We start from the raw sequence: 13,567 nt of genomic DNA on the forward strand, positions 1-13,567 counted from the left end.
TATAGCAGGAATCGGTGGATGTAAATGGCAATTTCATTTATTTCGAAGTTCGTTATAAATTTTAGTTTCAGGGTAATAGGAAAGGGGAACCATTACGAGGCGAGAGAAAAATTGAGGAGGATTCGATGAATAAAAAGAAACTGATTGACTATTCGATATTTGTACCATCTTTACTAATCATCTTAGCGATCAGTATTCCATTTGCCTTATACGAAAAAGAGTCCTTGGAATTACTAAATTCTATTTTTGATTATATTGTAAAGGTGTTCAGCTGGGGATATCTCTGGTATGGCATCATTCTTGTTGCAGCAGGACTTTATCTATCTTTTTCAAAATATGGACAAGTGGTGCTGGGCGATCCGAAGGAAAAGCCGCGTTTCAATTTGTTTGAATATGCATCCATCCTGATCGCCATGGGTGTAGGGTCGACTATCATGCGGACAGGGATGCTGCAATGGACATCTGTAGCAAACGACCCGCCTGCCGGTGTAGACCCTGGCTCAGCGGAAGCGATTTTATGGGGGAATTCCTACAGTATGTTCCTATGGGGATTCCAGGTGTTTGCGATATTCGTTATGGCAGCTCCGGCTATGGGGTATATTCTTCATGTGAAAAAACGCCCATTGATGCGGATTTCGGAAGCATGCCGTGACATTTTCGGGGATAAATTCACTGATGGATGGGGCGGCAAGTTCCTTGATATCTTATTCCTGATCAGTATACTTGCAGGTGCTGCCGTAACATTAGGCCTTGGTGCACCAATCATCACGCATAATTTATCTAACTTGTTAGGCATGGAAGTATCATTTACAATGACTATCATTGTTACGATCATCTGGGTATTTTTATTTTCACTTAGTGCCTACTTAGGAATAGAGAAAGGGATCAAGCGCTTAAGTACCTGGAATATGTATATTGCTGGATTTTTCGCTATCTTTATTTTGATAGCAGGTCCTGGTGTATTCATCCTGAACTATTTCTCAGATAGTATTTCATTCCTATTATCCAATTACCTGAATCTTTCATTGAATACAGATTCTGTCCACCAGGGGAAGCCCTCCCACGTACAGAGTAACACCGTATTCTGGTTTGCCTACAGTGCAACCTGGGCCATGCTTCACAGTGTGTTCGCGGCCAAAATTTCGAGAGGGCGTACAATCAAAGAAATGATTCTGACGTATCTGCTGGCGCCTACCTTGATCTCCTGGATTGCTACTGGAGTGCTTGGTGGACTGGGAGTACACAGGTATCTCTCTGGTGATCTATCTGTCTTGAAGATTGTCGAAAATGAAGCTAGAATGGCTGCTATTCCGGAAATACTTGGCACACTTCCACTTGGTAATGTGGCTATTGTCATTTTCATGATTGTCGCAATGATTTTCCTGACGACCACACTGGATTCTACAACCTATACCGTAGCGGCTTATACGAGTACGAGAGATATGAGTAAATTTGAACCGCCTAAAACACTTCGTATCGTAGTCGCCGCTGTAATCACAGGGTTGTCATTGTTATTGATGCGTATTGGCGGCTTACCACCATTAGAAGTAATTTCCGGGCTGATGGGGCTGCCGATTATCTTCCTTCAATTCTTACTGATCTATGCTGCGAAGCGGATGATCGATAAAGACGAGGCATGGAAGCATAATGTACGAAAATCATAGAATGCATAATAAAAAACCTCTCACCCGTTCGCTGGTGAGAGGTTTTTTGGTTATGCATTCTTAAAGAAAAAAGTCCTTATGACACGGGAAAAATGGGAAACATCATCAACGCGCAAGATGGGTAAACGGAGCAGTTTTCGTGAACTGCTTTCTTTGCTATTTAAGCAGTGGAAACCTGTGGTGTATCAAAAAGATGGAAATTTTCTTTGAATTTGTTATAATGTCAGAAAACATCATATTCATTATTGATGGAAAGGATGTTGGCGATGGAAACCCCTGAAGGTCACGAAGCGAATATAGGAGATATCATTTCATTTAAATTAAACGGTGTCGACGCAAAAGGGAAGGTAGTTACATCTTCCTGCCAGCGATGTATCATGGTGGACCTGAGTGTGATGGATAATCTTGAAGATACAGGGTTTGAACATACGCATACGGTAGTGGGTCCAGGAAAATATAAAGTGCTACATTCTTCTAAATAAAAATCTTTATATCAGGAAGTCTGCGTCCCGGTGCTTATCCGGAACCAGGCTTTTTCTTATGTTCATGGGAAGTAACATGTAGTGGATATGGATAAATAAAGGGTTAAGCTTATCGAAGGGAGCCGGGTGTATGCTGGTTTTCTTGCGATAACAAAGCAGGAACATTTCGTGCAGTAAATGAAAAAGTGTATAATAGCACAAAATAAGTGAAGCAAGGTGGGTTTTATGAATTATGTTGGAGATATACCTGAAAATATATCAGTTATCGATACGCTGAATAGTATTGGAGAGAACATCATAGTAGCGGATACCGAGTATAACGTAACATGGATGAATGCCAATGCGGTAAAGCTTTTTACTGCGATCGCTCCTTTATTTGGCAGGAAGAATGCTGAAGATTTCATTGGGATGAATATGGATTATTTCCACACAAATCCAGAATACCAGCGAGAAAAAATGACGGGTTTGAGTGAGACGCATCGTGCACGTATTAATATACGCAATCAATTTGTCGCAGATATTGTCATCACGCCAGTTCATGATCAAGCGGGTGCTGTGGATGGATATGTAGTCATGCTGATGGATGTTACGACAAAAGCGGAAGAGGAGAGAAGAAAAGATAAGCTGATCGAAGAGCTATCGACGCCGCTGATCAAGATTTGGGATAAAACCCTTGCGGTGCCATTGATTGGCACGTTTGACAGTGACCGCTCTCAACGTTTGACGGCGTTCGTTTTAAATGAATGTGCATCAGAGGATATTGCCCATGCGTTGATTGATTTAAGTGGTATCCACACATTTGATGAAGGAATCAGTTACCAGATTCAGCAGTTGACTGAAACCTTGGCACTGGTCGGGACGGAGTGCATCCTTGTCGGCATCACTCCTCAGCTGGCTATGAGTTTTGAGTACCTGGACAGGGACCTGGCAACATTCCGAAATGCGCATGCCGGACTGAAATATATCATTGATAAATCGGAAGCGAACGAAAATCATACTTAACAAAAAAGGCATTGACCAGGCTGTTTACGCATGGAAAACCGGGTCAATGCCTTATTTCAATCAGCTTAGTTAAATATCAGTGTTGATTTCCATCTCCATGATTACTCCCGCTTATGCCAGGTGGTTTTTAGGGGCATAGTTCGTCTGGCGTTTGGACTGGTATACATAGAAAAGACCGATTAATACGAGCACGACGACAGCGCTGATAAGATATAATTGCTGGAATCCTGCTTTTGCAACCACCACTCCCCAAATGAAAGACCCGGCGGCTATCCCGGTATCATAAAACATAAAGAAGGTAGCGGTCGAGTGCCCGCTTCGCTCGATCGGTGCGGATTGAACAGCCATCGTCTGGAAACTTGGCAACAATGTGCCATAGCCCAGCCCGATAATCGCTGCAGAAACCAGCAGCATCCAGGCCGTACTAGTAAAGCTGATGAACACAAGACCGAAAGCGAAGATAAATAGACAAGGAAGAATGACAAACTTCGGTCCCTTGATGTCATAGGCTCTTCCCAGATATGGTCTTGAGAACAGCATGGCCATGGCAAATACCAGGAAGAAATAACTGGCTGCCGATGAAAGTCCGATAGCATTGGCGTAAACGGACAGGAATGAAAGGATGCTCGAGTAAGATAAGGCGGCCAGGCTGCTGATCAAGGCAATCGGGACTGCCTTTGTTTCTATCAGATCGTGCAGGGAAAACTTCAATCTGGCCGTTTTTTGGCTGGTTTCAGTTGCGTTTGGTACATTCACCAGAAAAGCAGATAGAGTTCCACTGACCATGAAGACACTTAACAGAGTAAAGAGCACCTGGAATGGGGCGAACTGCAATACCGACAGGCCGATGAACGGCCCGGCAACAACAGCAAGGTTCATCGCCATAGCGAAATATCCGATTCCTTCGCCCCGGCGTGATTCAGGGACGACATCGGCAGCGATCGCTCCGCTTACGGTAGTGAACAGACCGAATGACAGTCCGTGAAACAGCCGCAGCCATAACAAAGGTATAAATTCGCTAATTCCTATATAAAGGAAGGTGGTTATCGTAAACAACGTGATGCTTGCGATCAATGTCTTCTTCTTTCCGAGCACATCTATTATTTTACCTGAAAAGGGACGAATTAGAATGGCTGTCACTAACATGGCAGTGACCGTCAGTCCGCCTTGGGCTTCTGTTCCGTTCATATCCTGGATGACGTAGATAGGCAGCGTGGTCAAAAGGGAGTAAAAAGCCAGAAAGACTGTAAATTGCGTCAATGAGATACTAATGAAGCTCTTCGTCCAAATCGGTTCGCGCTTGCTTTGTTGCATGATGGGTTACTCTCCTTCTTTAATGGCTAATTTCTTTAGCAGATATTGTAATTGTTGAACTTCCTCGCCGGAAAGAGGCTGTGCCATTTCCTGCTCTACCTGTTCGACTGCTTTATTGACAGCAGTAAACTTTTCCTTGGCGGCATCCGTCAATTCGATGACGCGCTCCCGCTTATCTTCACCTTGTTTCCTTATGATCCAGCCGTTCTTTTCCATCCGGGATATCGTGCGGGTGACCGTGGGAGCTTCTACATGCAAGTACTTCCAAATTGCTGTTTGGGTCATTGGACCGAATTGATCCAGACAAAAAATAATGGACCATTGGGAATGATATAACCCATGGCCGCTCAATATGTTGTTCATTTCTTTTGTTATTAGTCGGACCCGCTGATTCAATAAGTGGAATAATTCGCGAGTTTCGTTATTAGACAATACGTTCACCTCGATTATTTACCTAGCTAAATAATATATTGTTTTAGTTTAACGCTTATTATAAAAAATGTAAACAAAAAGAGAAGCTTCCATTGTAATAAGAAGCTTCTCTTCGATCATTTAAATAACTTTCGCATGATTTTTCCAGTTACTTTTCCTGCTGTTCTTCTACCAATTCTGCGGCCGATCTTACCTTTCCTGACAGCATCGACATCATTCCAGACGCGCAACACTTTGTAGATGGTGGATTTCAAACTCAAGATAGCCCTCCTTTTTGGACAAGTTATAACGAGTAATTGGTTAATCCTATGGTATAATTTATGGAGTTTATTGCAAAGAACTTAGCTTTTAAAAACTCCGTTAGAAACTGACGAAAAGTAGGAGAGAGAATGAGATATTTTTCCACAATGAAAATTGGCAGTAAGTCCTATTCTATAACAGGCACCTATGTCAGGGAATGTAGTACGATTAAAATTAATGGTTCTTCCTGTTCCTTACACAAAATAGGGCAGCTATTGGAAGGAACCTCCCATCTATGGCGGTTGGAATTTGAAGGAAAAGGTTACCGGGAATCCATCCGGGGGAAATTCCAATTAGAAATAGATGACAATTTTATCCTTGTAAAAAATTATCGTAACATCAAGCTGAAAAATGTGTGAAAAAGCCTTATTTATTAGGCTTTTTTGTATTTTTCCATGTACAGTCCAAAGAGCGGTGAACTTTGTCCCATGAGACAGGATATAGTATAGTTGAAATATACGGAAAATTTAATCTTTCCAGGAGTTATCGAAGGTGAGAGGAGTCGACAAATGACCCAGCAACTATCCTTATACGAACCGAAAATTTCTGAAGTATTGAAAAATGTGAATAAAGTAATGGTAGGAAAAGAGGAGGTCACCCTTCTAAGCATGGTGGCCCTTTTAGCAAAAGGACATGTCCTTTTGGAAGACGTACCAGGTGTCGGAAAGACCATGATGGTGCGGACAATCGCCAAATCATTAGACTGTGAGTTTAAACGGATTCAGTTTACCCCGGATCTGCTGCCTTCCGATGTGACTGGTGTGTCCATTTATAACCCGAAAGAAATGGAATTCCAATTCCGTCCAGGCCCGATTTTGGGGAATGTAGTCCTTGCGGATGAGATCAATCGGACCTCTCCGAAGACGCAATCCGCTTTATTGGAAGGGATGGAAGAATCCAGTATCACAGTGGAAGGTTCCCCTGTGCCATTAAAAGAGCCTTTCTTTGTCATGGCGACCCAGAACCCGATTGAGTACGAAGGAACATATCCTTTACCGGAAGCGCAATTGGATCGTTTCCTTCTTAAATTGAATATGGGGTACCCAACCGTACAGCAGGAACGGGAAATGTTGAGCCGTACATCTGGAGACCATCCATTGACCATGGTAGAAGCTGTGCTGACCAGGGATGAGTTGATTGATATTCAAAATAAAGTGAAAGATGTCTATGTGGACGATACAATTCGCAGTTACATCGTTGAACTCGTAACAGCCACACGGGAACATGAGGGTGTCTATCTTGGAGTAAGCCCCCGTGGTTCCATTGCGTTGATGAAAGCTGCTAAAGCCTATGCATATATTCAGGACCGGGATTACGTTATTCCGGACGATGTGAAATACTTAGCCCGGTTTGTGATGCCGCACCGGATCATCTTGACATCAGAGTCGAAGTTTGAAGGGTTTACGCCGGAAGGAATCACCGACACCATCCTTGAAAATATTTCCATCCCTGTGCAAAGGACTAAGCATGAATGAAACGCTGGTTAAGGTTTACCCTTCAGCTATTGGTGATTCTGCTGCTGTTTGCAGTGGTGTTTTCCTATGCTATGTTCCAGGGAGGTTTTGTCAGCTGGTTTTTGTTTACGGCTTTCCTGCCCTTTATCCTCTATATGCTGCTGCTATTGGTGTATCCGCTTGATAATTGGGCTGCTACCCGTCATCTCTCTAAACGGATTGTCCAGGCAGGTGACTCTGTGGAGGTGGAAGTCCTGTTGACCAGGCGGACTCCTTTCCCGCTATTTTATTGTGTGCTGGAAGAATATTTCCCTGCGTCTTTGAAAAAGCGTGATACCCATATCGACAAATTCCGTTGGATGTCTAAGACTCAAGAATTAATGGATGAACGAGTGATGAAACGCGTGGCATTTCCGTGGTTTCAACGATCCATCCGTTATCGATATACCCTTGATCATATACCTCGAGGCGAACATCATCTGAAATCGATCCGGATAAAAACCGGGGATTTTTTTGGTTTCATCAAAAAGGAACATGTGTTTGAATCCGCTCACATGCTGATCGCATATCCCTACCGTCGTGATCTGCAATTCAAAGAACAGGCGTACAGCTACCAGCAGGGGGCCAGTCCATCTTTATCCCTGAGTAATAAAAACACAAACATTGTGGCCGGGGTACGGGAATACATGCCGGGTGACCGGTTCCAGTGGATCGACTGGAAAGCGACGGCTCGTAAAGATGCTATTATGACGAAAGAATTCGAACAGGAAAAGAGTGTGGATATGCTGGTGGTTTTGGATGCCGGCAGGCGAGCGTCACAAAATATGATCGCATTTGAAGGTGCGGTGGAATTGACCGATTCATTGCTTGCTGTGCTGCAAAAGAAATCTTCCCAATTGCTGGTGAAGACGATGGCTGATCGTACTGCTACCTTTTCTTTTCAGCAGAATAAGGTCCAAATGGAGAATATCCGGCGTCACCTTTCGACAGTCATGCCCATCGGTCAGGCTTCTTTTTCAAAGCGTTTAGCAAAGGAGCAGCACCAGCTCCCCGCGGGAGTCATAACGATGCTGGTGACCACCACGCTCGATGACGAGCTCGTAGATGCGCTTGCCCGCATGCAGCATAAAGCTAAGCGAGTAGTTTTGTTTTTTATCAGTCCATCAACAGAAATCACTGCTCATACTCGCAAGCTGATGAAACAACTGGATCATCGGGCTGTCATCGTCAATCTATTAACCGAAGATGAGCTTAGCAGGAAGAAATTCGAGGTGAAGGTATGACACTCTCTCGCAGCCAACAACAATATTATTATCAACTGGTTTTGTACCTATGTGGTTTTCTGTTGTTTTGGGAATGGATGCGCCCGTTAGAAAAAGTGACAGACACACATAACCTGACGATTTTCGTGATTTACGCAGCATTCTGTTTCTTTATTTCTTTTTTACAGGTTAATTGGTGGTTCTCCATGCCAATAAAGTTCCTGGGACTTGTGTTCATTTTAGATGGATTGTTTCTTTACGAAGGGTTGTTCAGTAAAGAATGGTTCATCATTGTTTATCAGCAGTTCGCTTATAACTTCGAAGTGATACTGGCTCAGTCATGGGGGGAGATGACAGGGTTTTTCAGAAGCTTTTTGTTTCTGGTTCTGCTTTGGCTGATGAGTTACCTGTTATATTTCTGGTTTGTCGTCGCGAAACGAATCTTCCTTTTCGTGCTGATGACCTTCATCGTCATTACGGTAATGGATACATTCACTGAATATAACGGTCAATGGGCGATAGTACGGACATTTTTAATTGCGCTTGTCGCCCTTGGAGTATCCAGTTTCTTTAAAGAAATGGAAAAAGAACAAATCACCTTGCTCGGGATGAACCGGTTGCGACGTTGGGTTATACCGATGACAGGCCTTATTTTATTATCAACGGTCGTGGGTTATGCCGTTCCGAAACCGGGGCCGCAGTGGGCTGACCCTGTTCCTTATCTGGAGAGTGCGGTCGGAGGCAGCGGTGGTACAGGCGTTGGAGGAAAAGGCATACAGAAAATAGGTTATGGAGAAGATGATTCCGAGTTAGGCGGGGCCTTCATCCAGGATGAAACACCGGTCTTTCAGGCAGCCGCTAAACAAGAAAGGTACTGGAGGGTAGAAACAAAGAATTTTTACACCGGTAAAGGGTGGGAGAATACCCTTGAAGAAGATATCCGCCAAGTGAATGGCGGTGATCTCGGAATCAGGACATTCACGGATGAAGTGGAAACCGAAGAACAATTTACCATTGTCAACTTCACCAATGAAGCGGCGCTGAAAAAAATGGTGTACCCTTATGGGGCAGATAAAGTGATCGCATACGCGGAAGGATTTCAATTTTATGTCAACCAGCCGAAAGGGGAAGTCGAAACCCGTTTGAATGGCAATGCCGAGCAGATTCCTGGTTACCGGATGAGGATTGATGTCCCTTCATATGAATATGACCAGTTAAGGGAAGCGGGAGAAGAGGACCCGGAGGAAATTCGTACGACCTATCTGCAGCTCCCGGATAACTTGCCGAACCGGGTCAGGAATCTTTCCAGGCAAATCATCAAGGATGAGGATAACCGCTATGATGCGGTAAAAGCGATAGAAGATTACTTTTCTTCCAGTGGTTTTGAATACAACACCAAAGACGTAGCTGTCCCTGGAGAAAACGATGACTATGTCGATCAGTTTTTATTTGAAACGCAGAAAGGCTATTGTGATAACTTTTCCACTTCCATGGTCGTCATGCTGCGCTCCGTCGGAATCCCGGCACGCTGGGTGAAAGGTTTTACTGGCGGGGAGCTGCAACAGTCAGATGCCGAACTTGATGACGGCGAGTCGTATAACCTGTATCAAGTGACTAATGGGAATGCGCATTCTTGGGTGGAAGTCCATTTTCCCGGCATTGGCTGGGTTCCATTCGAACCAACGAAGGGCTTTTCAAACCCTACCGACTTTTATGTAGATACAGAGGAGTCAGGGAATAGTACGGAGGAAGAAGATTCAGAAGACATCCCCGCTCCTGAAGTGGGAAATCCGCAACAGCAAATGGAAATAGAGGAAAACTTCAATGAAGGAAAAAGCGGAGCTGGAACTGCCCGGAACGGCGGTAACTTCTGGAAGTATGCTCTTATAGCACTGGCAGTAGCAGGAATGGCGATTGCTTTATATATCACAAGGTTCCGCTGGATGTCCGCCTATATGAGACGAAAATATAAACATATGGGAGATGCAGAGACTTATCAAAAAGCTTATCAATATCTATTGAAAGTCCTTGCCCATAAAGGGATGAAGCGGAGGTCGGATCAGACCCTCCGTGAATATGCCCGGGATGTTGACATGCGTTTACAGATGAATGATATGAAGATATTGACTTACCATTATGAACGGATACTTTATCGCAATGAGCAACAATCCAATCAATGGGACAAGGTAACAGAATTATGGGAAAATTTAATTAACAGGGCATTGTCTTGATTCTTACCATTCCCATTGATAGAATGAATAAAAATTACAACCAAACACACCTTCATATATCCTCGATAATAGGGTTCGAGAGTCTCTACCGGGATGCCGTAAATGTCCTGACTATGAAGGCGGATTTCCAGTGATGATTGTGGACTTCTGCCTTCCTGTGTCCAGGGGCAGAAGTCTATTTTTTTGAGGGCTAAGCTTTATGGAGAAAAGGGAGCTGAAGAAATGACGCAAATGGACGACTTTATTCTAGTACTGGATTTCGGAAGTCAATACAACCAGTTGATTACAAGACGAATCAGGGAATTTGGTATATATAGTGAGTTGCATTCCCATAAGCTGACCGCTGAGGAAGTGAAAGCGATGAATCCAAAGGGGATCATCCTTTCAGGTGGACCAAACAGTGTTTATGGAGAAAACAGTTTCCGTTGCGATGAAGAAATCTTTGAACTGGGGATCCCAGTTCTCGGCATCTGCTACGGGATGCAACTGATGACGCATCATTTTGGAGGAAAAGTGGAGCGCGCGAACGAGCGTGAATACGGAAAAGCTGCTATTACACTGAAAGAATCCCAGTCTGTCCTTTTCCGGGATACGCCACTGGTTCAAACTGTCTGGATGAGCCATAGTGACAAGGTGATCGAAGCTCCTCCCGGATTCACTACAGACGCTACCAGCCCTTCTTGTCCGGTAGCTGCTATCAGTGACGATGAGCGTAAAATGTATGGCGTACAGTTTCATCCGGAGGTACGGCATTCGGAATACGGAAATAATCTCTTGAAGCAATTCGTCTTCTCTGTCTGTGATTGTGAGGGCGACTGGACGATGGAAAATTTCATTGATATGGAAGTGGAAAAGATCCGCGAACAAGTTGGTGACCAGAAGGTGCTATGTGCATTGAGCGGCGGGGTCGACTCCTCTGTCGTTGCTGCTTTGATCCATAAAGCAATCGGGGACCAGCTGACTTGTATATTTGTCGATCATGGACTTTTGCGCAAAGGGGAAGCAGAAAGTGTCATGCATACCTTCCGCGATGGTTTTAACATGAATGTCATCAAGGTAGAGGCGAAAGACCGGTTTATGAATAAGCTGGCAGGCGTTTCTGACCCGGAGGAAAAGCGGAAGATCATTGGCAACGAATTTATTTATGTGTTTGATGATGAAGCGGCTAAGTTAAAGGATACTCATTTCCTTGCTCAGGGCACGCTTTATACTGACATTATCGAAAGTGGTACCGAAACAGCCCAGACTATCAAATCTCACCACAATGTCGGCGGCTTGCCGGAAGATTTGCAATTTGAATTGATTGAACCGCTGAATACGCTGTTTAAAGACGAAGTTCGGGTGCTGGGATCTGAGCTGGGTGTTTCTGATGAAATCGTATGGAGGCAGCCATTCCCTGGTCCAGGGCTTGCGATTCGTGTTTTAGGAGAGATTACCGAAGAAAAGCTGAAGATTGTTCGTGAGTCCGATGCAATTCTTCGTGAAGAAATTAGCAACGCCGGATTGGACCGGGATATCTGGCAATATTTCACGGTTCTTCCAAACTTTCGTTCTGTCGGGGTCATGGGAGATACACGGACTTATGACCATACGATCGGAATCAGGGCGGTTACTTCTATCGATGGCATGACATCCGATTGGGCTCGTATCCCGTGGGATGTTTTAGAAAAGATTTCGACCCGCTGTGTCAATGAAGTTGAGCATATCAATCGTGTCGTCTATGATATAACAAGCAAGCCGCCTGCAACAATCGAATGGGAATAACGAACATTTCCAATATTTTAATATATAATATTCGGTTTCTGTGTTGACAACTGCCGGAAAGGCTCGTACGATAAAAGAGAAATAAATAGTTATACCGTCGTATAAATTCGGGAATATGGCCCGAACGTTTCTACCAGGCTGCCGTAAATGGCCTGACTACGTTGGTGAATTGGACAAGTGGCAAAGGTGTTTTTTTTGCTGCTCGTCTAATTTCCCCACGTCAGTTCAGCATTCCTGGAGAAGTTCCGGGAGTGCTTTTTTCAATGTCTAGGAAATTATAAAATTTCTATCTACTGGTTAAATATAGAGGGGGAGAAACACTATGAAGAAGTTTTTTAGATTCGAAGAGTTCGGAACCAATTATCGGACAGAATTCATGGCTGGCATGACAACGTTTCTGGCTATGGCTTATATTTTATTCGTCAACCCGACGACCCTGGCACTTGTCGGAATCGATGAATTGCCTGAGGGTGTGACACGCATTGATCAAGGAGCGGTATTTACAGCTACAGCGATTGCTGCTGCTATTGGTACCTTGATTATGGGCTTGTTCGCCCGCTACCCGATTGCGTTAGCTCCGGGTATGGGATTGAACGCATTCTTTGCTTACACAGTTGTATTAGGCTATGGAATTCCATGGGAAACCGCACTTGCTGGTGTTTTGGCATCTGGACTTATTTTTATTGTTTTAACACTGACCGGCCTGCGTGAAAAAATCATCAACGCAATTCCGGCTAATCTGAAAATGGCGGTTGGGGCTGGTATCGGGCTGTTCATCGCATTCATCGGTTTTCAAAGTTCGGGAATTATCCAGGCGAATGAAGCGACATTGGTTGCACTTGGTGATTTGACCTCACCATCCGTTCTTCTCGCCATCTTTGGTATCTTCGCCTCTGTGATTTTATTGTCACTGGGAATCAAAGGCGGGATTTTCTATGGGATGATCCTCACTGCTGTAGCGGGAATGATCTTCGGATTGATTGACCCGCCAAGTGGTGCCGGAGATATCGTGGGCAGCGTGCCAAGTATTGCACCTACTTTTGGACAGGCCATTCTCCACTTTGGAGATATTTTCACCATAGAAATGCTGGTAGTCATATTGACGTTCCTGTTTGTTGATTTCTTTGATACGGCCGGAACATTGGTGGCTGTTTCAACGCAAGCTGGTTTTATGAAAGATAATAAATTACCACGAGCAGGACGTGCTTTGTTCTCTGACTCTGCTGCCACAGTAGTGGGTGCAGTGGCTGGTACATCCACCACCACTTCTTATATCGAATCGACTGCTGGTGTTGGAGCCGGCGGCCGTACTGGTTTTACTTCTGTCGTAACTGCCGGGTTCTTCTTATTGGCTCTATGGTTTTCTCCTTTGTTAGGAGTAGTTACCGCGGAAGTTACAGCCCCAGCGTTGATCATCGTCGGTGTATTGATGGCATCTTCTTTGAAAAATGTCGACTGGGATCAGTTTGAAATTGCTGTCCCTGCCTTTTTCACCATCATCGCAATGCCTCTGACGTATAGTATCGCTACCGGTATTGCGCTGGGATTCATTTTCTACCCGATTACAATGATCATGAAAGGACGGATCAAAGAAGTCCATCCGGTCATGTATCTGTTATTTGTAATCTTTATTCTTTACTTTATTTTCTTGTCGTAGGAGAG

Annotated in this window: 12 protein-coding genes and 2 riboswitches; of the genes, 9 read left to right on the top strand and 3 right to left on the bottom strand. The window is 44.3% G+C overall.

What is annotated here, in order from left to right; genetic code table 11:
* Window positions 1–125 precede the first annotated feature (125 nt).
* From P855_RS0116785 to P855_RS0116795, 3 genes are all read left to right on the top strand, one after another.
* Window positions 126–1,664, top strand: a complete 1,539-nt coding sequence (locus P855_RS0116785; RefSeq protein WP_028784653.1) for a BCCT family transporter — start codon at window positions 126–128, stop codon at window positions 1,662–1,664.
* Window positions 1,665–1,930: 266 nt separating this feature from the next.
* Window positions 1,931–2,146: a DUF2187 family protein gene (locus P855_RS0116790; RefSeq protein ID WP_028784654.1), complete on the top strand. Its 216-nt coding sequence runs from the start codon at window positions 1,931–1,933 to the stop codon at window positions 2,144–2,146.
* 225 nt (window positions 2,147–2,371) lie between these two features.
* A complete protein-coding gene (locus P855_RS0116795) occupies window positions 2,372–3,148 on the top strand; it encodes an STAS domain-containing protein (protein WP_028784655.1) in 777 nt (258 codons plus the stop codon).
* 111 nt (window positions 3,149–3,259) lie between these two features.
* On the opposite strand, the gene P855_RS0116800 is transcribed toward P855_RS0116795, so the two are convergent.
* The 3 genes from P855_RS0116800 to P855_RS22430 form a co-directional block, all read right to left on the bottom strand.
* Window positions 3,260–4,462, bottom strand: coding sequence for an MFS transporter (locus tag P855_RS0116800; protein WP_028784656.1), 1,203 nt, complete (start codon window positions 4,460–4,462; stop codon window positions 3,260–3,262).
* A gap of 6 nt (window positions 4,463–4,468) precedes the next feature.
* The gene (locus P855_RS0116805) at window positions 4,469–4,894 is read right to left on the bottom strand and encodes a MarR family winged helix-turn-helix transcriptional regulator (RefSeq protein ID WP_028784657.1); all 426 of its coding nucleotides are present in this window, start codon (window positions 4,892–4,894) and stop codon (window positions 4,469–4,471) included.
* 116 nt (window positions 4,895–5,010) lie between these two features.
* Entirely contained in the window at window positions 5,011–5,154 is a 144-nt protein-coding gene (locus P855_RS22430) for a hypothetical protein (protein WP_200865969.1), read from the bottom strand.
* Window positions 5,155–5,283: 129 nt separating this feature from the next.
* Here P855_RS22430 and P855_RS0116815 point away from each other — a divergent pair, with 129 nt between their 5' ends.
* The 6 genes from P855_RS0116815 (at window position 5,284) to P855_RS0116840 (ending at window position 13,562) form a co-directional block, all read left to right on the top strand.
* Complete coding sequence (locus P855_RS0116815; protein WP_028784658.1) at window positions 5,284–5,553, top strand: hypothetical protein; 270 nt, start codon at window positions 5,284–5,286, stop codon at window positions 5,551–5,553.
* A 150-nt stretch (window positions 5,554–5,703) separates the two neighbouring features.
* Window positions 5,704–6,669 carry an AAA family ATPase gene (locus tag P855_RS0116820; protein WP_028784659.1) on the top strand — a complete coding sequence of 322 codons (966 nt, stop codon included), beginning with the start codon at window positions 5,704–5,706 and terminating at the stop codon, window positions 6,667–6,669.
* The gene (locus P855_RS0116825; RefSeq protein ID WP_028784660.1) at window positions 6,666–7,931 is read left to right on the top strand and encodes a DUF58 domain-containing protein; all 1,266 of its coding nucleotides are present in this window, start codon (window positions 6,666–6,668) and stop codon (window positions 7,929–7,931) included. Before P855_RS0116820 ends, P855_RS0116825 begins: the two co-directional genes overlap by 4 nt.
* Window positions 7,932–7,993: 62 nt before the next feature.
* Window positions 7,994–10,141, top strand: a complete 2,148-nt coding sequence (locus P855_RS0116830; RefSeq protein WP_235062674.1) for a transglutaminase TgpA family protein — start codon at window positions 7,994–7,996, stop codon at window positions 10,139–10,141.
* Between the two features lie 32 nt (window positions 10,142–10,173).
* Window positions 10,174–10,275, top strand: a riboswitch (purine riboswitch).
* Window positions 10,276–10,363: 88 nt separating this feature from the next.
* Complete coding sequence (gene guaA / locus P855_RS0116835) at window positions 10,364–11,905, top strand: glutamine-hydrolyzing GMP synthase (protein ID WP_028784662.1); 1,542 nt, start codon at window positions 10,364–10,366, stop codon at window positions 11,903–11,905.
* Between the two features lie 77 nt (window positions 11,906–11,982).
* Window positions 11,983–12,084, top strand: a riboswitch (purine riboswitch).
* Window positions 12,085–12,227: 143 nt separating this feature from the next.
* On the top strand, window positions 12,228–13,562 hold the full coding sequence (locus P855_RS0116840; protein ID WP_028784663.1) for an NCS2 family permease: 1,335 nt from the start codon (window positions 12,228–12,230) through the stop codon (window positions 13,560–13,562).
* The last annotated feature ends 5 nt before the right edge of the window (window positions 13,563–13,567 follow it).

Source organism: Thalassobacillus devorans MSP14 (assembly GCF_000496835.1).
In the GTDB taxonomy this organism is placed as follows: Bacteria; Bacillota; Bacilli; order Bacillales; family Halobacillaceae; genus Thalassobacillus; species Thalassobacillus devorans_B.